Origin of the sequence: Pseudomonas sp. Y39-6, assembly GCF_023651955.1 — a bacterium.
GTDB lineage: Bacteria > Pseudomonadota > Gammaproteobacteria > Pseudomonadales > Pseudomonadaceae > Aquipseudomonas > Aquipseudomonas veronii.
Window position 1 is genome coordinate 4,699,390 of sequence record NZ_CP069594.1, and the last position, 21,491, is coordinate 4,720,880.

18 protein-coding genes are annotated in these 21,491 nt (G+C 59.7%); 17 read left to right on the top strand and 1 reads right to left on the bottom strand.

The genetic code is table 11. The annotated features are described in order from the left end of the window. Window positions 1-7: 7 nt before the first annotated feature. The 9 genes from JN756_RS21240 (at window position 8) to JN756_RS21280 (ending at window position 10,454) form a co-directional block, all read left to right on the top strand. On the top strand, window positions 8-1,123 hold the full coding sequence (locus JN756_RS21240) for an ABC transporter substrate-binding protein (protein ID WP_250690833.1): 1,116 nt from the start codon (window positions 8-10) through the stop codon (window positions 1,121-1,123). Window positions 1,124-1,488: 365 nt separating this feature from the next. Next, window positions 1,489-2,310 carry an energy transducer TonB gene (locus tag JN756_RS21245; RefSeq protein WP_250690834.1) on the top strand — a complete coding sequence of 274 codons (822 nt, stop codon included), beginning with the start codon at window positions 1,489-1,491 and terminating at the stop codon, window positions 2,308-2,310. 113 nt (window positions 2,311-2,423) lie between these two features. Beyond that, the gene (locus JN756_RS21250; protein ID WP_219061946.1) at window positions 2,424-3,149 is read left to right on the top strand and encodes a MotA/TolQ/ExbB proton channel family protein; all 726 of its coding nucleotides are present in this window, start codon (window positions 2,424-2,426) and stop codon (window positions 3,147-3,149) included. 1 nt (window position 3,150) lies between these two features. Further along, window positions 3,151-3,552, top strand: coding sequence for an ExbD/TolR family protein (locus tag JN756_RS21255; protein ID WP_250690835.1), 402 nt, complete (start codon window positions 3,151-3,153; stop codon window positions 3,550-3,552). A gap of 563 nt (window positions 3,553-4,115) precedes the next feature. Then, window positions 4,116-6,338: a TonB-dependent receptor gene (locus tag JN756_RS21260; protein ID WP_250690836.1), complete on the top strand. Its 2,223-nt coding sequence runs from the start codon at window positions 4,116-4,118 to the stop codon at window positions 6,336-6,338. 54 nt (window positions 6,339-6,392) lie between these two features. Continuing rightward, window positions 6,393-7,475: an ABC transporter substrate-binding protein gene (locus JN756_RS21265; RefSeq protein ID WP_250690837.1), complete on the top strand. Its 1,083-nt coding sequence runs from the start codon at window positions 6,393-6,395 to the stop codon at window positions 7,473-7,475. 39 nt (window positions 7,476-7,514) lie between these two features. After that, window positions 7,515-8,183, top strand: coding sequence for a class II aldolase/adducin family protein (locus JN756_RS21270; RefSeq protein WP_250690838.1), 669 nt, complete (start codon window positions 7,515-7,517; stop codon window positions 8,181-8,183). Between the two features lie 48 nt (window positions 8,184-8,231). Beyond that, the gene (locus tag JN756_RS21275) at window positions 8,232-9,263 is read left to right on the top strand and encodes an LLM class flavin-dependent oxidoreductase (protein WP_250690839.1); all 1,032 of its coding nucleotides are present in this window, start codon (window positions 8,232-8,234) and stop codon (window positions 9,261-9,263) included. Window positions 9,264-9,323: 60 nt separating this feature from the next. Further along, entirely contained in the window at window positions 9,324-10,454 is a 1,131-nt protein-coding gene (locus JN756_RS21280) for an LLM class flavin-dependent oxidoreductase (RefSeq protein ID WP_250690840.1), read from the top strand. A 107-nt stretch (window positions 10,455-10,561) separates the two neighbouring features. Here JN756_RS21280 and JN756_RS21285 read toward each other — a convergent pair whose 3' ends face one another. Then, a complete protein-coding gene (locus JN756_RS21285) occupies window positions 10,562-11,296 on the bottom strand; it encodes a class II aldolase/adducin family protein (RefSeq protein WP_250690841.1) in 735 nt (244 codons plus the stop codon). A 387-nt stretch (window positions 11,297-11,683) separates the two neighbouring features. Between JN756_RS21285 and JN756_RS21290 the strand changes: the two genes are divergently transcribed. The 8 genes from JN756_RS21290 to JN756_RS21325 all read left to right on the top strand — a co-directional run bounded on the left by JN756_RS21290 (window position 11,684) and on the right by JN756_RS21325 (window position 21,358). Beyond that, window positions 11,684-12,850 carry an LLM class flavin-dependent oxidoreductase gene (locus tag JN756_RS21290; RefSeq protein ID WP_250690842.1) on the top strand — a complete coding sequence of 389 codons (1,167 nt, stop codon included), beginning with the start codon at window positions 11,684-11,686 and terminating at the stop codon, window positions 12,848-12,850. 84 nt (window positions 12,851-12,934) lie between these two features. Beyond that, entirely contained in the window at window positions 12,935-14,716 is a 1,782-nt protein-coding gene (locus JN756_RS21295; protein WP_250690843.1) for an ABC transporter ATP-binding protein, read from the top strand. Continuing rightward, window positions 14,709-16,562, top strand: coding sequence for an ABC transporter ATP-binding protein (locus tag JN756_RS21300; protein ID WP_250690844.1), 1,854 nt, complete (start codon window positions 14,709-14,711; stop codon window positions 16,560-16,562). The genes JN756_RS21295 and JN756_RS21300 overlap by 8 nt, the downstream gene beginning before the upstream one ends. A 223-nt stretch (window positions 16,563-16,785) precedes the next feature. Then, window positions 16,786-17,841, top strand: coding sequence for an ABC transporter substrate-binding protein (locus JN756_RS21305; protein ID WP_250690845.1), 1,056 nt, complete (start codon window positions 16,786-16,788; stop codon window positions 17,839-17,841). A gap of 80 nt (window positions 17,842-17,921) precedes the next feature. Beyond that, window positions 17,922-18,977 carry an ABC transporter substrate-binding protein gene (locus JN756_RS21310; RefSeq protein ID WP_250690846.1) on the top strand — a complete coding sequence of 352 codons (1,056 nt, stop codon included), beginning with the start codon at window positions 17,922-17,924 and terminating at the stop codon, window positions 18,975-18,977. Window positions 18,978-18,995: 18 nt separating this feature from the next. Further along, complete coding sequence (locus JN756_RS21315; RefSeq protein ID WP_250690847.1) at window positions 18,996-19,766, top strand: ABC transporter permease; 771 nt, start codon at window positions 18,996-18,998, stop codon at window positions 19,764-19,766. 9 nt (window positions 19,767-19,775) lie between these two features. Further along, window positions 19,776-20,546, top strand: coding sequence for an ABC transporter permease (locus tag JN756_RS21320; RefSeq protein ID WP_250690848.1), 771 nt, complete (start codon window positions 19,776-19,778; stop codon window positions 20,544-20,546). A 14-nt stretch (window positions 20,547-20,560) separates the two neighbouring features. Then, the gene (locus JN756_RS21325) at window positions 20,561-21,358 is read left to right on the top strand and encodes an ABC transporter ATP-binding protein (protein ID WP_250690849.1); all 798 of its coding nucleotides are present in this window, start codon (window positions 20,561-20,563) and stop codon (window positions 21,356-21,358) included. Window positions 21,359-21,491 lie beyond the last annotated feature (133 nt).

Sequence of the window (21,491 nt, forward strand, 5' to 3'; positions counted from 1 at the left end):
CCTCAACATGCCGTTCAATACACCTGCCACACCGCCGACGTTCAATCAGCTGTGGTTCACCCGTTGCCCGGTGCCGACCGCCACTGGCGTTGCCTATCAGTTGGGGTGGCTAACCGAAGAGTTCGCCGCCGATGGCATCAGCGTCGACACCTTGCAGGACAATCGGGAGCTTGGCCGCCATCACTACGATCATCAATTGCCGTCACTGATTCGCGAGGGCGGAAATATCCTTGCTCTGGCTGCTCGCGCCCAAGGCGCACAGACCCGTCTGCTCGGTTTGACCTGGATCGATGAATGGCAAACCATTCTGGTTCGCCCCGACTCCGGTATCAGTCAGCCAGCCGATCTCAAGGGCAAGCGCCTGGCACTGCCCGACTGGATCGAACATGAAATCCCCAGCCATGCCCGGGGCAGCAGCATCGCTCGAGGCATGTCCTTGCAGGGTTACCGGGGCGCGCTGGCCTATGCAGGGCTGGGCTTTGACGATGTCGAGCTGGTTGAAGTGCCCGCCAACCGGGACGAGCGCGGCACTGTCCGGCAGGGCCTGGGAAACCTCTGGTCAGGTCTGGATTATCTGGCCAATGGTCGGGTCGATGCGGTGTACGTCAAGGGCGCTTCGGCGGTCGATGCCGCACGCGCCGTGGGTGCGGTCGTCGGCATCGACCTGGATGCCATGCCAGACCGCAAGTGGCGAGTCAACAACGGAACCCCGAGGCCGATTACCGTTCACCAGGACTTCATCGACAACCACTTCGATGTGCTGGTGCGCTTCCTGGACCAAACTCTGCGCGCGGCGGATTGGGCAGCGCAAAACCTCAGCGGCGTGCATGACATCCTGAAAAGCGAAACCCTTGGCAGCCTCGATGGCGTCGCCGCAGCCTATCGCAACGACTTCCATCGCTCGCTGCATCCAGACCTATCGGCCGAGCGCCTGCATTTACTGCAATCGCAGAAGAAGTCGCTGTGGTTGCACGGTTTCCTGGAACACGACTTCGACTTGCACGACTGGGTTGACCCGCGCCCTCTACAAGCCGCGCTGGCGCTGGGTGAAGAGCGCCGCAAATCTGCGCTTTTGCCACACCTATCAAACAGCAAGAGTATTGGGCACCATCCGGATAGATAGATATCGTGGATGAAACAATACAACCTGCTGGTTGATGCGTGATGCTGCTACAGCAGCAACGAAGCAGCAATCAGTGCTGCCTCAATAGCAGCCCTGATTTTTCAGCGCAGATTAAAGCAGTCCCCAGCCCTGAAAACAGGCACTTATCATCGGCCAACAGTGAAGGCACAGTTATTGCTGTAGTGCCAACGAAGCTTTTTAAAGTTCATTAACAAAGTCATGCCGGGAAGATTCAACCGCAGAAATTGATTGCCTATTGATTCGCAGGTCAGTGGTGTTGTTTTTCTAATTCTTACGCCGGGCTGCTGTTGTTTTGATCGTTTAAATCCAATTGCATGAAATGCGAAGTTCGCAGGAGTTAATCAATGGCCAATGTCCAGACCGCAGCCGACGCACCTGAAGCGCTGTGGCGCCAGGCACCCATCGGCGAGTTGGTCGATCTGGGCCGGACGTTTCGCGGACCGTTGGCGCTTTCGCGTCTGCACACCACGCCCAAGGGCGTCCTAAGCCGTCGTGAAGGGATTTTGCTGGGCGTACTCGCGCTGGTATTGCACGGCGCGGTGATCTATTGGGTCAACCAGAATCCACCGCCAGCGCTGCCGATCGTGCCACCGGAAATCCCGCCGATGACCATCGAGTTTTCCCAGCCTGCGCCGCCTGTAGTGGCTACGCCGCCGGAGCCAATCCCGCAGCCTGTGGTCGAGCTACCGCCGCCGGTCGAAGATGAATTGGCTGTAAAACCGCCGCCGCCTAAACCGGTCCCCAAGCCAAAGCCCGTGGTCAAACCAGTACCCAAACTCGTGGCTAAGCCAGTCGCGCAACCGCCTGCACCACCAGCACCTGCACCTGCACCGGCACAACCGGTCGCAGCCCCGGCCCCTCCAGCCCCTCCTGCGCCCAAGCCGGTAACCCCTGCTTCGGCCAACGCCGGCTACCTGCATAACCCTGCACCGGAATACCCGTCATTGGCCATGCGCCGTGGCTGGGAAGGCACCGTGTTGTTGCGGGTGCATGTACTGGCCAGCGGTAAACCGGGTGAAATCCAGATTCAGAAAACCAGCGGGCGTGAGCAACTCGACGATGCCGCACTCGCTGCCGTCAAGCGCTGGAGTTTTGTTCCGGCCAAGCAAGGCGATGTCGCCCAGGACGGCTGGGTCAGCGTCCCCATCGATTTCAAGATCAAGTAACCGTTTAACCCAGATCAAACCGTCATCACAGCAGTGCATTCCAGCCGCGGGCCACCTGACAAAAGGAGCATCGCCACAGCAGACCTCAACACACTAGCAAGAGTACACACGCCATGAACTTACTCTCTTCGCCCTTCGAATCCATTGAACATGCGGTCATCTGGCTGTTGGTCATTTTTTCCGTCGCCACCTGGGGGTTGGCCTTGCTCAAAGGGGTGCAGTTCACCCGCCTCAAGGCGCAGGACCGCAAGTTCCACAAGCAGTTCTGGGCCACTTCGAGCCTCGAATCCGCTGCGGAGCTGGCCACTCGCCAACCTGGCGCGGCGGCGCGTGTTGCTCAGGCCGGTTATGCCGCAATCCAGGTTGGCGATGCCCCTCATGCCGCCGACCTGAGTCAGGCGATCAACCATCAGGATCGCCTCGAACGCGCCTTGCGTCAGCAGATCGTGCGTGAGCGTCGTTCGCTGGAAACCGGCTTGGCGATCCTTGCCAGTATTGGCAGCACCTCGCCCTTTATCGGCCTGTTCGGTACGGTCTGGGGGATTATGTCGGCCTTGAAAGGGATCAGTGCAGCGGGTTCCGCGAGCCTGGAAACCGTGGCCGGTCCGATTGGTGCAGCCTTGGTTGCCACCGGTGTGGGGATTGCGGTCGCGGTCCCGGCGGTGCTGGTCTACAACTACTTTTTACGGCGTTTGAAACTGACTGCCGCCGACCTGGACGATTTCGCCCATGACTTCTACAGCCTGGCGCAGAAGAGTTCATTTCGGGTACTGATCCATCCGGCCGCGAACAAGGCCTCGGCCAACACCGCCGCGCAGAAAGTGAAGGAGGCATCCTGATATGGCTTTTTCGACCCAAGACAGCGATGAAGTACTCAGCGAGATCAACGTCACACCGCTGGTCGACGTGATGCTGGTGCTGCTGGTGGTGTTCATCGTCACCGCGCCGCTGCTGACCAATGCCATCCCGATCAGCTTGCCCAAGACCGAGTCGGTCGCCCCGGTGGAGCAGAAAGACCCGTTGGTGGTGAGTATCGATGGCCAAGGCAAGGTGTTCATCAACAAGGACGAGATTCAGCCGAACTTGCTGGAGATCAACCTGGCAGGCGCCAAAGCCAAGAACCCGGACGTGCGCGTGCAATTGCAGGCCGACGACGGTGTCAATTACGGCGAAGTCGCCCGCGCCATGGCGTCCATCGAGCGCGCGGGGATTACCAAGCTGTCGGTGATTACTGCCAAGTGATTACGACTCAACGACTAAACGATTAGTAAAGACAAGCTGCCTCTCTCTGGATCGACAAAAGGGTGCCGGGCGATCCCATCGCCCGTCCTGCCTGCAAAGCATAAGCTGAATGTCTCGTTTCCCCTCCTGCCTCACGCCACAGTACTTTGTGTACCCGACACGAACTCAAATTAAGCTTTAACTTCGTCAGCTAATCGATAGCAACCTGCCGGGTGCAATCGGCTATTGCACTGACTTGATCGCCTTCAAAGCCAGCGGCGCCTGAGCACCGAGTGCTGTTCGGCGAAATCCTTGAGCGATAAAAGAGCTGCTGCTGTAGCAGCACCCTCCCAGCACCTGCTTCTGTATCAGCACCCCAATAACGACCCGCCTTTCAGAATTGCTCTAACTTGCTAAAAATATCCTTTATTTTCAATTAGATATATTTTATTCGCAGCGCACCACTTTCCGGTACGGTTGTTGCGATAGCCCCTTGCAGCAGGCACTTATATCGACCTGCATTCAGCCAACTGACAGCATCGAGAGCATTCAAACCTCTCGTTTAAGCAGTAACGGGGAGCACTATGTTTATCCGCAGCAAACTACCCATCGCAATCGCCGTCAGCCTCGGCACTGCCTATATGGCAAGCAGCTTCGCCGCCGACGCTGTCGACCAGGATGCACAGACCAGTTCGTCGACAACACTTGAAAAAGTCACGGTGACCGCCCAGAAGCGCGAAGAAACCGTGCAGGAAGTGGCCGCACCGATCTCCGTGCTCAGTGGCGATAAAATTCGCCAGGCATCGCTGAACTCAGCCAATGAAATCACCCGCTATGTCCCGAACGCTTCGGCGGGTACCGTCGATGGGCACGGCCGGCCGCGCTGGTGGATACGCGGGCTGGGCACAGGCGATCAAGGCGCCAATACCGTCAGCCCGGTTGGCATCTATATGGACGATGTGTACATCTCCAACATCAGCGCCACGGGTTTCCCGCTGTTTGACCTGGACCGGGTAGAGGTCTTGCGTGGGCCGCAGGGCACGCTATGGGGCAAGAACACCACAGGCGGCGCGATCAACTTTATCTCCAAGAAGCCATCGTTCAATCAGGACGGTTACTTCAAGGTCGACATGGGCAATTACGCCAGTCGTACCGTCGAGGGCGCCGAGGGTGGCTCGTTGATCGACGACAAGCTCGCAGCCCGGGTTTCGGTCCGCCATCAGGGCAATGAGGGTTATAACGAGAATAAGGCCAACGGCAACGACCGGGGCGCACTGGAAGACGATGCTGTTCGCCTGCAATTTCTAGCGGAGCTATCGGACAATCTGGAAGCCAATCTGAATTTCCACAGCCGTCGCTACCACGACACCGGCAGTACCGCCAGCGTCAACTACGGCCTGGGCGCCAACGGCAACAACCAGTTCGGCTATCACGTAGATCCCAAACAAGGGGATGTCTACTACAACGCCAAGAACACCGCCAGTATCGAACAGAACGGCGCCAACCTGAACCTGATTTGGCAATTGGGCGGCCTGGAGCTGACCTCCATCACGGCGGTCGAATCCTTCAAGCGCGATGCGCTCAGTGACAGCGACAATACGCCCCTGGAACTGCAACGCAGCTATGCCTATGCCGACAGCAAGCAGTTCTCCCAAGAGTTTCGCCTAGCCTCGCCGCGTACTGACCGCCTGAACTGGGTAGCCGGGTTTCACTATTTCAACGAAGACCTGGACGCCAAAGGCGCCAACGGAACCCTGGACAATACTTACGTCAACCGCAGTTACAACCTGATCGCCTACAATCAGAAAACCGAAAGCTATGCGCTATTTGGCAGCCTGACCTACAACTTCACCGACGCCTTCAGCCTCACGGGCGGGCTGCGCTGGACCCGGGAACACAAGTCGATTGATCTCTCCCGGATCGCCAGCGTCGGTGCGGCCACTTTTGGTAATGGTGACTGGTGGAGGCCTAGCGACGTGACTTCGCGACTGGCAACCACTGCGGCCCAGGACGAGAGCAACACCTGGAGCGACTGGACCTATGACGTGACCCCCGAGTACAAGCTGTCAGACCATGCACGGGTGTACTTCCGCTACTCCAAGGGCTTTCGCTCCGGGGGTTACAACACAGGAGTCACCACCCAGAGCACCGTGGCCACGGTCGACCCGGAATTTCTTACAGCTTATGAACTGGGGTTCAAGTCCGAGTGGTTCGATGGCCGCCTGAATGCCAACGCCAGCGTGTTCTATTACGACTACAAGGACATCCAGCTGAACATCGTGAGTGCCGTCAATAACCAGACCGTTTCGCGGCTGGCCAACGGTGCTCAAGGTGAAGCCTACGGCGGCGAGTTCGAACTCGAAGCCATCCCCCTGGAAAACTTACACGTCAATTTTGGCCTCGGGCTGCTGCACACCGAGTTCACTGACTACACCTCCGGCAGCAACGATTACTCGGGAAACAACTTCGTTCGTGCGCCGAACGTCTCGGCGGTGCTGGGTGCCGATTACCGTATCCCGCTTAACATCGGCGGAGCCGTGGTGCTGGGTACCGATTGGGACACGCGCAGCCGCCAATACTTTTTCACCAATGACCAGACGCAAAACATGCGCAGCGGCGGCTACACCCTTGGCAACGCGCGAGTCACCTACGAGCTGCAAGGCAACAAGACCGAAGTCACTACCTATGTGCACAACCTCACCAACAAGGAGTATCGCGCTCATACGTTACCGGGCGGCTTCCAGAGTGCCGGGGTGATGTACGGTGACCCACTGACCTTTGGTGTATCGGTGACCACCAAATTCTGATCAATCCAGCCATGGCCACCAATGGCTGGCCATGGCCCGACAGGGCCAATAACCATGATTTCCCTCCGCCTCTTTTCACCGCGATTGTTTGCATCTGTCTCGCTGCTGCTGGCCTTGTTCGCGAGCCTGAGCAGCTTCGCAGCAGAGCCGCTCAAGCTCAAGACTGTGCGAATTGCCACCGTGGTTTTCTCCAATGCCGGAAAGGTGACCTTCAATGGCCCGACCTATCTGATGGACAAAGACCCCTGGCTTAAACAGGAATTGGCCAAGCGTGGCGTGGAGCTTGAGTGGGTTCCCGCCGCCACGGCCTCGGTGGGCACGTTCATCAACGAAGAGTTCGCCAACAAGCGCATCGACTTCGCGTTCTATGGCGACCTGCCCACTATCATTCTCAATTCTTCCGGGGTGTCGACCAAACTGCTCGCCGCCGGGGGCATTGGCAACAATGTTTATCTGGTGGTGCCGCCCGATTCTACCGCCAAGTCCATCGACGACCTCAAGGGTAAACGCATCGCCCTGCATCGTGGTCGCCCCTGGGAATTGTCGTTCGCCAAGCTGCTGGACTCAAGGCATCTGGGTTTCGACGACTTCCGCATTTTCAATCTCAACCCGCAAGCCGGTGCTGCTGCGCTGAGCGCCGGACGGGTGGATGGTTTCTTTACCTTGAGCGACGCCTTCCTGCTGGAGGACAAAAAGGTCGGCAAGATCATCTGGTCCAGTAAACAGGCACCCGCCGACTGGAGAATGCGCGCCGAACTGTTCGGAGCCAGTGACTTCGTTGCCCAGCAGCCGCAAGTCACCCAACTGATCGTCACCGCTTACTTGAAGGCACTGAAGTGGGCCAGCGAAGAACAGAACAAGGCCGAGTACATCAAGCTGCAAGCGCAATCGGGCCAGCCGGAAAGTGTTTTGCTGCGCGAGGTCGCAGGCGAGTCCTGGAAGGATCATTTCAGCCCGTTGATCGACGGGAATCTGCGCCAGCATTATCAGGACGGGATCGCCTACAGCCTCAAGGCCAAGCTGATTCGCAACGACATCAAAGTCGATGACCTGCTCGATGCACGGTTTGTCGAACAAGGGCTCAAGGATCTCAACCTGAGCGATGAATGGAAGGCCCATTCCTCCACCAACCCCTGACAGGGCGCACCGGCGCCCAGAGCCAAACGGAGATTATTCATGAGCCAACTTCTTGATGCCGCCAGCCTGACGGCGATCATAGAACACGCGCGGGCCGATGCCGTCCATGCGTTCCAGACGCTGCGCGAAAACGGTACGTTGTCGGCCAGCCTGACCTTCCATATCAGCCATCGAATCCCCGGTACAGACCATTTGCTCGGGTTGCGCTTTCCGGGTGGGCTGGCACGCGATCAGACACCGAAACTAAGCCTGACCTCCTTCGCGCAAACTCCCGACTCGCTGCTGCAAGAAGCGCGTCTGCAAGCTGACACCCTGATCCATGTCCATACCTCCTGGTTATCGGCTTGGTCGTTGGCGCACCGGGACTTTCCGATCTTGTATGTCGCAGCCGCGCGTCATCTTCTGGCCCGGGTGATCCCCAACCATCTGGAGCGTACCCGCAGCGCCCGGGAGGTCATCGGCCAACGGCTCGATGAGCACCCGGAACTGGCGCCGCCTCCGGCGTTGCTTGAGTCCAACGGGGGCGCCAACTTCTGGGGCCAGGGGATCATCAAGACCGCGGAAACCATTCTGTTCGTCGAGGAAGCCGCACGCTTCCAGGCCATCGCCGAGCAGATTGGCGGCGCTCAAGCCTACACCCCCGGCGCACTGGAGTTGCAGTGGAAACGCACCGGGCTGCTGGAGCAAGCCCTTCGTTATCAGGGCTGACCAACGCGAGTCGATTTCAAACTGTTGTAAACCTATAGGGAGCCTGTAATGGCCGAGTTCATCTGGCAATTGCCAAACAACCGCGACACACGCTATGGCGACGCCACATCGCGCAAAAGGGGAGAACGCCTGGACGGCGATTCTGCGCCTTTTCGCCCGGGCGTCAGCGACCCGCGTGGCAACGCGTTCAACTACCTCGATTACCTGCATCAAATCGCCAGGGCAGCAGAGCTAACCGGCTTCGACGGCATCAGGATCAGCAACGATCTGGACGGCGATGAACCCTGGATCATTGCTGGCTACCTGGCCCGCAGTACCCGCCGCCTGCGCTTGCTGACCGAGTTCACCGCCGATAGAGGCTCGGCAGTCTACGCCGCGAAAAACGCGGTGAGTTATCAGCGCTTCAGTGAGGGTCGGTTCGCTTGGCAGATCAGCAGCGTGAACGATCCACTGCGGCGCCGGCAACAGGGCGACACCGTTGCCCAGGCGGACCAGCTACCGCGTATCGATGAATTTCTCAGCGTGGCCAGGGGTGTTATTGAACAGAACCCGTTCAGTTTTAAAGGCCGTTTCTTCGAGGTGCTCGATGGTGGCTTCGAAGGCCCATTGAGCGCTCAGCCGGTGCCGCGTATCTACTTGTCTGGCAACAGCCCTGAAGCCTTGCAGTTGTCGGCGCGTCAGGCTGACGTGCACATCTTCGAACCAGCGCCAATCGACCAACTCCACTCATTGATCGAACAACTCGGCCGGCTCGCCAATGCTCAAGAACGCGTGGTGACCTTCGGCTTGCCGATTACCCTGCTGGCCCGGGAAAGCGCGGAAGAAGCGCAGTTCGATGCCCAGCGACTGGTCGAACAACAGCAACGCCTGGGCAGCGTGCCGTCACCTGCGCAAACGTCACTGGTCGGCAGTTATCAGCAGGTCGCCCAACAGGTGCAAGCGTACCGAGAGGCGGGCATCGATACCTTCCTGTTCAGCGCCGGACCGCATCTGGAAGAAGCCTATCGAATCGGTGAAAACTTGCTGCCGCTGTTGCGCGGTGTCCCTGTCGCAATCGCAAATACCCACTTCGCCAACTGACCCCACCCGATCAGCGGCCCTATTGATTAAAGCTGCCCTATTAATTAAAGAGTATCAACCATGGCGATTGACTTTTACTGGCGCCTGCCAACCCACGGCGAACCCAGCAGCCACCGCAACCGGGAGCCCTTTCGAGGCGACTGGTTCTTCGGCAACGGCCAGCCCCGCAGCAAGGGCCTGAGCACCCGCGACGACCACTACAGCTACATCGACTATCTGGCTGAAATTGCCCGCGCCGCGGAGATCTCCGGGTTCCAGGGTGGCCTGATTCCTTCATTCCCAATGACCGACGAACCTTGGGCAGTCTCCTCGTTCCTGGCCCGGGAAACGCGCACCTTTCGCTTCATGATCGCGTTCCAGCCGGGCTTTCTCAACCCGGTGACCGCTGCGCGCATGACCGCAAGCCTACAGCGCGCAACCGGCGGCCGAGCGCTGTTCAATATCATCACTGGAGGCGGTGGCCCGGCGCAACTATGGTGGGGCGATTCGGTAGCCCATGATGATCGTTACCAGCGCACCCAGGAGTTCCTCGATGTGCTGCGCGGCGTATGGCAAGGCGGACCTTTCAACTACCAAGGCAAGTTCTATCAGGTCAGTGATGCCGGGCTGGCAGAACCCTTGAACCACGAGAGCTTTCCAGAGATCTATTTTTCCGGTTCCTCCGATGCAGCCCTGGCTTCGGCGTCACAGCATGCCGATTACTATTTGTCATGGCTGGAGCCATTCGCCCAACTCAAGGAGAAATTCGATCGCGTCAAACAACGTACACAGACGCTGGGTCGCAAGATCAAATGCGCGGTGCGGGTCGATATCATCGCCCGACCGACCGAGGAAGAAGCCTGGGCCGAGGTGCGCAAGGGCTTTGAACGGCTCGATCCACACGAAGTGGCACGCCTCAGGCAAGGCCAGGCGGGCGACTCGGTCGGCGTCAGCCGCCAGCAATTGGGGCAACCAGGCAACATCTCCAGCTATCGCGACCTGATCATCGAACCCAATATCTGGTCCGGCTTCAACCTGCTGCGCGGGGGTCAGGCAAACGGGATTGTCGGCAGCTATCAACAGGTCGCTGAACGCCTGGACCAACTCGTCCAGCTGGGTGCCGACGCATTTATCCTGGCCAGTACCCCGCACCTGGAAGAAGCCTACCGCGTCGGTGAGGAAGTGCTGCCGCTGGTCAGGGGCCACCATTGACGGCCTTTGATCCGGCAAGCCGGTGAAGGGATGCCACTCGTTTTATGAAAATCCTGTGTGACGCTTGGGTCACACAGGCAGTCCTCAACGGCAAAAACAGTCGACGGTCAGGCCACACTGCTCAGCAGTTTCTGACCCTGAGCCCAAAGCCCGGTCATTTTCCATTGCTGCTCCAGCACCCCAGGCCCGAACTCTTTGGAGCCACCGAGAGATTCGGCCAGGCCCTGGAAGTAGGCGCCCTCCTCGATCAGCAGGATCAGTTTGGCAACCTGAATGATCCCCACACCCCAGAACGTCGAACCGCCATTGGCTTCGAGAATGGCCGGGGTATGCGGATTTTCCTCGATCTTTTCAACGATAAAGTCCGCTTCCTCCTGACGGCGGTCGATGTAGATCGGTAATTCCCGGGCCAGTGTCACGCGCTGCGAAGCCGCGTAGCGCAGAGGCAGGGTCCGGTGAGCGCTGGCCCAGCCGCCCAGGTAGGGCGAATGGACGTGCGTGACGACGTTCACTTCCGGGCGTTTGGCGAACACCGCCGCGTAGCGCTTGCCGTTACCGCCCGCCTTGCTGCCGCTAAGCAGGCCGGAACCTTCGAGGCTTTCATCCAGGTACAGGTGGCCCGAATAGTCAGCGACTATCGCGCGAATTTCTTCGTCATCCGCCCAAGGGCTGGGCGCGTGCAAGGCCACCACCAAATCGCTGTCCGGAACCCGCAGGTAGGACTGGTACGTATTGGTGGCGGTCAGTGTGCGACTGTCCTTGAGTACCCGGTAAGCTTTGGCGAAATCACGCTTGGCCTGTTCGACATAGGCAGACTGTTGAGGATTGAGTTGCTGGGTCATGGGAAGAGTCTCTGTAGATGGAGGATTAAACACGACGCACCTCGCCTCACCCGTAACGGAAGATTGGCCGAGGAAACTGCTAACTACTCAGCAGTTCCTGTGCCAGTCACTTAAAATAATCTCAACCTATTGTTTTTGCTTATTTATTTTTTAACATTGCGGTTATTTTCAACGCATGAACCGCGTTCCCGCCACCACCTTGCTGAACGACCAGCAGCCCTGCTGATCAACTGCTGCAAGATCAGCAGTCAACTCCCCCATGCCCACCCCCTTCTCACTCCGGCTCAGCAAAACCGGGCACTGCAGAGCAGTCAACGGCTTGGCACACGCGTTGCACCTGTCTTTTGTTGTACCGATTTTCTTTTTTTTCGACCTTGGGAGTGACTCATGAGTACCGAATTCTTCTGGCGCTTGCCGCTTGGCAGTGACGGCCCGCAACTGGCCTCCGACAAGAACAACCGTGGCAGCGCCCAATACCGCCCCGGCAATATCGCCCCTGGCCGTTTGCCCAATGGCGAACCTGACGGTTTCACCTATATCGACTATATCGCCCAGGTGGCCAAGGCGGCGGAAATTGCCGGTTTCGAAGGCGCCCTGTTGCCCACTGGACCCGAGCCGTGGATCGCCGCCGCAGCGCTGGCTCGCGAGACGCGACGGATCAAGTTTCTGGTCGCTTTCCAGGCCACTTGGACCCTTCCCGCCTACGTTGCCCAACAGGCAGCGATCCTGCAAAACCTCAGCCGTGGTCGTCTGGACTGGAATATCATCACCGGCGGCAACCCCGCTGCCCAGCGCGCCAACGGCGACTTCCTTGAACATGACCTGCGCTACAAGCGCACGGGAGAATTCCTCGACATCATCAAGGGGCTCTGGGAAAACGAAACCTTCTCCTACAACGGCGAAATCTACCAACTGGAAAACGGCGCGCTGCCCCGTGGCCTGACTCAGGAGCGCAAGCCGAGCGTTTATTTCTCCGGTTTTTCCGATCCGGCCCTGGACGTCGCCGCACGCCATGCCGATGTTTACCTGAACTGGGCCGAACCCGTCGATAAGCTCAAGCCGCACATTGAGCGGGTCCGCGAGCTGGCCGATAAACAAGGCCGGGAAATACGCTTCGGCATCCGCATTGACGTGCTCGCCCGGGAAACCGAGGAAGCGGCCTGGAGCGAACTGCGTCGCCAATATGAACTGATCGATGCCAAGACCAGCGCCTTCATCAAAAACTTCGCCAGCGGTTCGGATTCCATCGGCGCGGCGCGCCAGACCGCCTACCACCAGAACTCCCAGCGCTTCGACGACCTGATCATCGGCCCAAACCTCTGGGCCGGTTTTGGCAAGGCCAAACCAGGCCCTACCATCGGTCTGGTCGGTAGCCACCAAAACGTTGCCGAGCGTCTGGCCGAATACCGCGATGCCGGCTTCTCGACATTCATCCTGGCGAGCAACCCTCATCTGGAAGAAGCCCTGCGCATCGGTCAGGAAGTGCTGCCGCTGGTACACGATCGCCCCGTTGCCAGCGCTGCGCCGCACAGCGTGTTCAAAGTCGCCGGTTGAGTTTCCGGCCCGGATCCAAAGCCCCGTTCGCGGGGCTTTTCTCGGTCTGCGGACCTCTCTCGACACCCCGCCAATGAGACACCCATGATCAAGCACTACCCCTTGCTGCGCAGCCTGCTGATATACCGCGAGATGCCCTGGCGCTTTCTGCTGACCAACCTGTTGTTTATTACCGTGAGCATGGGTCTGGCCGCCCAACAGTGGCTGGTCGGCCATGCTCTGGACGACGTTAACAATGGCCGCGCGGTCATGCGGCTTGACGATGGCAGCCTGGACGTCAGCCTCGCCTGGCGCTGGTTTACAGTGCTATTGGCCGTCGCAGTCGGTCGCGGGCTGTTGCAGTATGTCGCCGGTGTGCTCTCGCTGATTCTCAGCCAGGAACTGCTGACGCGCTTGCGGGCTCGCATTCTGGATCAGGTCCAGGGCTTGCAGCTGAGCTATCACTGGCAGCACGGTATGGGGGAGATGATCACCCGCACCACCCGCGACGCCGACAAGCTGCGCGATGCGCTGATCAACTTCTGGCGACAACTGGTTGAAACGCCACTTATCGTACTGGCGACCGTCAGCCTGTTGGCCTGGTACAACCCTTTGCTGGGGCTGGTGCCGTTGTTGTTGACCGGCCTGGCGTTATGGATTTTCGTCACGCAGACCGAACGGCTGCTGGTTCTGGATCGCGAAGTCGGCGCGGCCTACGACCGGGTGAACCAGGACCTGAGTGAGGGTATCGGCGGCGTCCGGGTCATCAAGTCCTTTTCCCTAGAAGCCGGGCGAATCGAACGCTTCAGCCAGCAGGTCGGCTTCTTTGCCGAACAGGCGCGTGTGGCACTGGCCTACGCCAGCTCGCGAATACCCTTGCCGCAGGTAGTTGTCGCCCTGAGCCATGTGTGGATTTTCCTCTACGGCGCGCTGCTGGTGCGTGACGGCAAACTGGGGCTGGGCGAGCTGGTCACTTCACTGTTGATTGCCACCACGCTGGTGTTCCGGGTCGAAGGTATTGGTCGGGTGATGCAGGTCTTCGCCGATGCGCGCTCCTCGGCCGAACGGATCTGGCAACTGCTGGACACCTCACGGGAAATCCGCGATGGCGATCAAGAGCCGCCAGCCGGGCCACTGGGTTTGCAACTGGAAGGCGTAAGCGTGACCTCGCCAACAGGTGGGCGCAGCCTCTTGCAGGGCTGTTCGATGCAGATAGAACCCGGCGAAGTCGTCGCCCTGGTGGGTGCCACAGGCTCCGGCAAAAGTCTGCTGGCCAGTCTATTGCCGCGCCTGACCCAGGCACAGGTTGGCAGCGTGCGCATTGGTTCATCCGCTCGGGGTTGGCACGACCTGCGTGACCTACGTCTGGCAAGTCTGCGCAAACGCGTGCATGTGGTGCCGCAAGAAAGCTTTCTGTTCTCCGACACGCTGGCCGCCAACTTGCGCCTGGCGGCACCGGAGGCGAGCACCGCAGACCTGCTCTGGGCGTTACGCATGGCCGCCGCTGAAGACATTCTGGAGCGCTTGCCCCAAGGGCTGGACACGGCCCTGGGCGATCGCGGCGTGACGTTGTCCGGCGGCCAGCGGCAACGGATCAATCTAGCTCGGGCGCTGTTGGCGCAGCCGGATATTCTCTGCCTGGACGATGCCACCAGCGCGCTGGACTCGATCAGCGAGCGGACCCTGCTGAACAATATCCGCAGCCTGCGTCAGACCCTGAACAAGACCACCACGGTCCTGCTGATTTCCAGCCGGCTATCGACCATTGAGCTGGCTGATCGGGTGCTGCTGCTCGAAGACGGGCATATCGTCGACAGCGGCAGCCACGCAAGCCTGACTCGGCGCAACGTCCATTACCGTGATCTGTTGGGGGTCGAACATGTCTAACGTCCTGCCCGGCAAAGCGCTCAGCGATATCGAAATCGAGGAACTGCTCGCCAAAAAAGCTCTCGACCGCAGCATGTTTCGGCGCCTGCTGCCGCTACTGGGGCCGGTACGCGGACGGATCTTCGCGGTTATCGGCCTGGAATTGGTCCTGGTGGTTGCGGTGTTCCTGCGACCCTGGTTCGTACGCCAGTTACTCGACTACGGTCTGGTCCGACACAACGGCACCTGGGTGCTGGACATTACCTGGGTGGCAGTGCTGGGTGGCGGGCTGGGGCTGACCTGGGTCGCGCGCTTTTTGCTCGCCGGGTTTTCCCAATATCTGGCGGGCAGCGCAGCGATCCAGGTACTCAATCAACTGCGTATTCGGGTCTTCAGCCACGTCCAGGCCCTGAGCATCGGCTACTTCGACCGGACCAAAGCCGGCCGGATCATCTCCCGGGCCGACCGTGATGTCGACAGCCTAGAACCCCTGTTGATCCAGGGCCCGCCTGAGCTGCTGGGCGCACTGCTGCGCTGCATCGTTGCCTCGATCATGCTCTGGCTGATTTCGCCGCTGCTGTTCCTCGGGCTGGCGAGCAGCGTGCCCCTGTTGTTCTTCGCCACCTGGGCCTTCAAGCGTATTTCCCAGCGCACCTGGGCCAGGGTCGCGGAAAACCGCAGCCGTTTCACTGCGCATCTGGTCGAGACCGTGGCGGGTGCGCGAATGATTCAGCAATGCGTACAAGAAGCCCCCAACCGCTTGCGTTACCGGCGCCTGCTGGATGATTTCAATAACGCGCTGATCCAGGGCAACCTGCGCTCGGGCTGGTTTGCGCCTTTTACCGGAATCCTCACCGCCACGGGCATCGCCTTATTGCTGCTGCTCGGAGGCTATGGATTGGCCGAAGGCCGGATGAGCGTGGGCCAGGTCGCAGAAAGCTTGTTCTACGTGATGCTGTTTCTCGGCCCGTTGCAGGAGCTGTCGGAGCTGTTCGAGCGCTACGCGACCGGCTCGGCTTCGGCCCAGCGGATTTTCCTGTTGCTAGACACCCATGCGCAGATCGTCGACGACCCTTCGCCCCTGAGCCTTGAGCAGGTACGCGGCGATGTGCATTTCGACCATGTCAGCTTCTCCTACGTGCCCAAAGGCAGCCCGGTTATCGACGGCTTCGACTTGCATATCCCGGCAGGCGAAGTGTTGGCCATCGTCGGGCCCTCCGGTCACGGTAAAAGTACCCTGGTGCAATTGTTGACGCGGTTCTACGAAGTCGACAGCGGTGCGATACGGCTCGACGGCATTGACATCAGGCAACTGACCCAACAGCAATTGCGCCGTAATGTCGGGGTGGTCCTTCAAGAAAACGTGTTGTTCAGCGGCACTATTCTCGACAACCTGCGTCTGGCGGCCCCCCAGGCCAGCGACGAGCAATTGATCGCCGCAGCCCGAGAGCTGGGCGCCGACGAGGTACTGGAACGTCTGCCCCATGCCTACCAGACTGAAGTCGGCGCGCTGGGCGCCCACCTCAGTCATGGCCAGCGACAACTGGTCTGCCTGGTCCGGGCCTACCTGGCTGATCCGGCGGTACTGGTGCTGGACGAAGCCACCTCGGCGGTCGATGTGCATACCGAACGACGTATCCAGCGCGCGCTCCGACGGCTCTGCGAAGGCCGGACGGCGATCATCATCGCGCACCGTCTGGCGACCATCCGTGATGCTGACCGGATTGCCGTGGTCCGCAATGGTCGGCTGCTTGAGCTGGGCGATCATACCGACCTGATCCGCTTGCAAGGCGTCTACGCTGGGCTGTATCGCGCTCATGAACAGACCACAGCGCCTGTCGCCCCTAACGACAAAGTGATTGCGTGACGCAGTGCCAACCCCAACGGCACTGCTGCTGATCACCCACCCTGGCTGCTGATCGATTGCTGCTGGAGCAGCAGTCGGCATCTGCAAGGTTTTCGGGCTAAGCCCCGGAACGCAGTGCAGCCGGGCCTTCAGGGGATTTAAAAGCAGCATGGCATGGGCGTTGCAATTACCCGTACCTGGACCACAACCACCGCTTCACCCTTCACTCATCCGGAGAACATTCATGAGTCAACCCCTCGATACCCTCTGGTATACCCGCTGTCCGGTTCCGACCGGCCTTGGTATTGCCGTGCAAAAAGGCTGGCTGGAAGAGACCTTGAGCGGTCAGGGCACGCGCATCGAATCACTGCGCGAATCCAGCGAGCAGGCCGTGCGTGAATCGCATTTCGACCACACCTTGAAAAACTCCGTGCGCCACGGCGGCAATATCCCGGCCATCTGGGCCCGCGCCAGCGGTCGGGCAACCCGGGTCATCGGTTTGTCCTGGGCCGACGAAGTGCAACTGATCCTGACCACCCCCGACACTGGCATCAAGAGCGCCAAAGACCTCAAAGGCCGCCGCTTCGGCTTACCGCATTGGGCCAGCGCGCAGATCGACTTCACCCGCGCCCAAGCCCTGCGTAGCCTGGAAAATGCCTTGAAGCTCGATGGCCTGGAGGTCAAGGACGTCGAACTCGTTGACTTCATCCATGGTGGTACGTTCAGCGACGAGGCGCCGGAGGTGATCAATGGGGTGAGCAACTTCAGCGGCTCACGGCGGCGTGGCCAGAATGCCGAACTGGTCGGACTGTTGCGCGGCGAGGTCGATGCGATCTTCCTCAAGGGCGCCCACGCGGTGCAACTGGCTTATCAATTCGGTTTGCAGACGGTGATCGACACCGGCTCGCACCCCGAACCCCTGATCCGCTCGAACAACGGTACCCCGCGCACCCTCAGCGTTGACCAGAACCTGCTCGATGAGCACTTCGATGTCGCGCTGAATATCCTCACCTCGGTGGTACGTGCCGAAGAATGGGCATGGGCACACCCCGAGGATACCCGACGCTTTCTGGCCCACGAAACCAACAGCAGCGAGTTCTGGGTCACCGCCGCTTATGGCACGGACGCGCACCAGCGCCTTCGGACCAATCTCGACGAACGCTCTGTGGTTGCGGTGCAAGATTTCACTGACTTCCTCGCTCGCTGGAACTTTATCCCGCAGAGCTTTTCGGTACGTGACTGGATTGACCCGCGCCCACTTGAAGCGCTGCGCAGTTCCGTAGCTACCCTGGCCGGATAACCTGCTTACCGCCGGGCGGTAGCGCTGCTGCCCGGTTATTGGCCCCTAATAGCTTGAATGAATGTTTGGATCGTGAACGAATGAGTAACCCTCTCGATACGCTTTGGTATACCCATAGCCCAGTCCCCACAGGTCTGGGCATCGCCGTTGAGTCTGGACGACTGGCCGAAGCTTTTCGCCCTTACGGCACCAATATCCAGGGGCTGCGAGAGTCTTCGGATCGCGAAGTTCGCGAAGCCCACTTCGACCATCACCTGCATAACTCGGTACGTCACGGCGGCAATATCCCGTCCATCTGGGCCCGCGCCAGCGGCAAGGCCACCCGGGTGCTGGGCTTGTCCTGGAGCGATGAGGTGCAACTGATCGTGACCACCCCGGAAAGCGGGGTGAAAACCGTGCGTGATCTGCGTGATCGGCGTTTCGGCGTGCCCAAGTGGGCCAATGTGCAGATTGATTTCGGTCGTGCCCAGGCGTTGCGTAGCCTGGAAAATGCATTGAGCCTGGAAGGCCTGCAAGTCAGCGATGTTGAGTTGGTCGATTACCCCTATGGCGGCACTCATAGCGACGAGCCTTTGCGGCACATCTTCGGCGCGCAGGTAGCCCTCAATCGCAGCAGCCAGCGACGACGCAATAACGAACTGATCGGCCTGCTCAGGGGCGATATCGACGCTATTTTCGTCAAAGGTGCCTACGCGGTGCAGATGGCTGACGAATTCGGCCTGCATGTGGTGATCGATACCGGCTCGCACCCCGACCCGATTATCCGCAGCAACATCGGTACACCCCGGACCCTGACCGTCGACCAACACCTGCTCGACGAACATTTCGATGCGGCGGTGCTGATTGTCGAGACGGTACTGCGTGCAGAGCAATGGGCCTGGACCCACCCCGACGAAACCCGGCGCTTTCTCGCCCGGGAACTGAACACCAGCGAGTATTGGGTAGCGGCGGCCTATGGCGAAGATGCCCATCAGCGTCTGGTCACCCGACTGGAAGAGCGATCACTCGATGCGCTGCAGAACCTCACTGACTTTCTGCAACGGCACCGTTTCATCGAAAACAGTTTCAATGTCCGTGATTGGGTGGATGATCGCCCGCTCGAAGCGGTCCTCGGCAAACATAAGCTGGCGATCTAGCCCATTAAAGGACCGCTCATGTCACACGCACGCATCTTGCGCAACCTGAACCGGCTTAGCTGGCTTATCTCGCCCCTGCTGGTGTTGCTCGCCTGGATCTGGGTGGCCCGTTCCGGGGCCTATTCGGCTCAACTGCTGGTTCCGCCCGGCGATGTGCTGACCAGCCTGCGCGAGCTCTGGGACAGCGGCGAGTTGCAGATGAACCTAGGTTTCAGTCTGAGCCGTCTGGGCATCGGTTTCGCTTTCGGGGCCAGCGCCGGATTGCTGTTCGGTGTCATCCTGGCGCTGTCGAAAACCGTCGAGGTTTATTGCTCGCCGCTGTTTCATACCCTGCGTCAGATACCGTCGATTGCGCTGATTCCGATGTTCATCCTGGTGTTCGGCGTTGAAGAAACCTTCAAGATTCTGATCGTCTGCAAAGCGGTGTTCTTTCCCGTGGCGTTGGCCACCAGCGAAGGCATCAAGGCCATCCCGCGCAGTTACTTCGAGGTCGCCAGCGTCTACCGGCTGCCGCTGCCCTCGTTGATCATGGACGTTGCTTTCCCAGCTGCCGCACCGACCATCCTGACCGGCCTGCGCGTTGCCTTGAGTCGGGCCTGGATGGTGCTGGTGGCCGCCGAACTGCTGGCGGCGGACAGTGGCCTGGGGCAGATGATCGAGATGAGCCGGCAGATGATGCGCATCGACATCGTGATGGTCGGCGTGGTGGTCATCGGCCTGGTCGGTTTCGTCCTCGACTACGGCCTGCGTTTGCTGGAAGTCCGCTTGTTTCGCTGGAAGACCCGCTAGGAGCCCGCCATGAAAAACACCGCACGCTTGCTATTGCCGCTACGCGGTTTTGTGCTGCCCGCCCTGCTGATCGCACTCTGGGAATACCCGTCACGCCAAGGCGCCTCGCAGGCGTATGCCTTCGTGCCGTTGGCAACGATCTCCAGTGGGCTGCGCGAACTGCTCGCCAACGGCGACTTGCAAATCAGCGTCCTGGCCAGCCTGCAACGCACCTGCACCGGGCTGGCGATTGGCGCCAGCCTTGGCGTAGTGGTCGGCGCGCTGACAGCCTTGTCGCGGGTGGCCGACAGGTTGCTGGGGCCGCTGTTCCATATCATGCGTCAAGTGCCGATCCTGGGCCTGATTCCGTTGATTGCCCTGTGGTTCGGCAGCGGCGAATTCGCCAAGGTCTTGATCGTCAGCCTCGCCGCCTTCTACCCCATGACCCTTAATACCCATGAAGGCTTCAACCATGTCGAAAAACGCTACAGGGAAGTCGGGCGGGTTTTCGAGTTCGGTCGCATCCAGCAGTTCACCCAAGTCCTGTTGCCCAGCGCCCTGCCCAGCATCGCCACCGGGCTGCTGCACGCACTGGCATTCGCCTGGGTCAGCTCGATAGGCAGCGAACTGTTTCTTTCCACTGGAACCGGGCTGGGCAACCTGATGATGAACGCCGAAGCCGGTTCGCGCATGGAGGTGGTAGTAATCGGCGTGCTGTGCATCGGCCTGTTGGGCTATGCCATGAATCAGTTGTTCACCCGCCTGAGCCAGCATCTGCTGCGCTGGCGGGATCTTCGTTAAGGGTTGGATAGACCATGAATGCATCACTCAAGCAAAACCTGCTGGGCACCGCGCTCAACGTGCCGGGCGCCCTGGAAATTCGCGGGCTGGGCAAACAGTATTTGATCGATGGCGAACCCTTGACGGTATTGCAAGACATCAACCTGCACGTCCACCCAGGCGAGTTTGTCAGCATTGTCGGGGCCAGTGGCTGCGGCAAGTCCTCCCTGCTACGCCTGATCGTCGGCCTGGAGGCGCAGTACAGCGGCGACATTCTGCTCGATGGCAAGCGGATCGAATCCACCAGCCTGGAACGCGGCATTGTCTTTCAGGATCACCGCTTGTTCCCGTGGAAAACCGTCGAACAGAACATCGCCATGGCGCTGAAAAACCACAAGCTGTCGAAGGCCGAGAAAGACCGGCTGGTGGCGGAACACATCGAACTGGTTAACCTCGAGGGCTTTGAAAACGCCTATCCACACCAACTGTCCGGTGGCATGGCGCAACGCGCCGCGATTGCCAGGGCACTAATCAATAAACCGAAAATCCTGTTGCTCGATGAGCCCTTCGGCGCCCTCGATGCGCTGACCCGCATCCATCTACAGCACGAACTGCAACGCATCTGGGTCCAGCAACGCAGCACCATGATCATGGTGACCCACGACGTCGAGGAGGCGCTCTATCTGGGTGACAGGGTAATCGTCATGGAGGCCAGGCCAGGCCGCATAAAACATGAAGTGAAAGTCGATCTACCCCATCCACGGGAAAGAAACTCGCCACTGCTGCAACAACTCAAGAACCAATTACTTGAAGAACTGGTGGGCGACAACTAGCGCAACACCCGCAAGCGCGAAACAACCTCTTTGCACAGGCTTGCCCGACCATTTTCAGGCCCTCCCCCGGTGTCAGGCTAGTTGTCGCCTGAGCTGATTTATCAAAACGATAGATCGGGGGCGCCAAAGAGAG

Bases quoted from the DNA above. Each gene is read 5' to 3' on its own strand.
- JN756_RS21240 (WP_250690833.1), top strand. From the start codon at position 8: ATGCCGTTCAATACACCTGCCACACCGCCGACGTTCAATCAGCTGTGG.
- JN756_RS21245 (WP_250690834.1), top strand. From the start codon at position 1,489: ATGGCCAATGTCCAGACCGCAGCCGACGCACCTGAAGCGCTGTGGCGC.
- JN756_RS21250 (WP_219061946.1), top strand. From the start codon at position 2,424: ATGAACTTACTCTCTTCGCCCTTCGAATCCATTGAACATGCGGTCATC.
- JN756_RS21255 (WP_250690835.1), top strand. From the start codon at position 3,151: ATGGCTTTTTCGACCCAAGACAGCGATGAAGTACTCAGCGAGATCAAC.
- JN756_RS21260 (WP_250690836.1), top strand. From the start codon at position 4,116: ATGTTTATCCGCAGCAAACTACCCATCGCAATCGCCGTCAGCCTCGGC.
- JN756_RS21265 (WP_250690837.1), top strand. From the start codon at position 6,393: ATGATTTCCCTCCGCCTCTTTTCACCGCGATTGTTTGCATCTGTCTCG.
- JN756_RS21270 (WP_250690838.1), top strand. From the start codon at position 7,515: ATGAGCCAACTTCTTGATGCCGCCAGCCTGACGGCGATCATAGAACAC.
- JN756_RS21275 (WP_250690839.1), top strand. From the start codon at position 8,232: ATGGCCGAGTTCATCTGGCAATTGCCAAACAACCGCGACACACGCTAT.
- JN756_RS21280 (WP_250690840.1), top strand. From the start codon at position 9,324: ATGGCGATTGACTTTTACTGGCGCCTGCCAACCCACGGCGAACCCAGC.
- JN756_RS21285 (WP_250690841.1), bottom strand. From the start codon at position 11,296: ATGACCCAGCAACTCAATCCTCAACAGTCTGCCTATGTCGAACAGGCC.
- JN756_RS21290 (WP_250690842.1), top strand. From the start codon at position 11,684: ATGAGTACCGAATTCTTCTGGCGCTTGCCGCTTGGCAGTGACGGCCCG.
- JN756_RS21295 (WP_250690843.1), top strand. From the start codon at position 12,935: ATGATCAAGCACTACCCCTTGCTGCGCAGCCTGCTGATATACCGCGAG.
- JN756_RS21300 (WP_250690844.1), top strand. From the start codon at position 14,709: ATGTCTAACGTCCTGCCCGGCAAAGCGCTCAGCGATATCGAAATCGAG.
- JN756_RS21305 (WP_250690845.1), top strand. From the start codon at position 16,786: ATGAGTCAACCCCTCGATACCCTCTGGTATACCCGCTGTCCGGTTCCG.
- JN756_RS21310 (WP_250690846.1), top strand. From the start codon at position 17,922: ATGAGTAACCCTCTCGATACGCTTTGGTATACCCATAGCCCAGTCCCC.
- JN756_RS21315 (WP_250690847.1), top strand. From the start codon at position 18,996: ATGTCACACGCACGCATCTTGCGCAACCTGAACCGGCTTAGCTGGCTT.
- JN756_RS21320 (WP_250690848.1), top strand. From the start codon at position 19,776: ATGAAAAACACCGCACGCTTGCTATTGCCGCTACGCGGTTTTGTGCTG.
- JN756_RS21325 (WP_250690849.1), top strand. From the start codon at position 20,561: ATGAATGCATCACTCAAGCAAAACCTGCTGGGCACCGCGCTCAACGTG.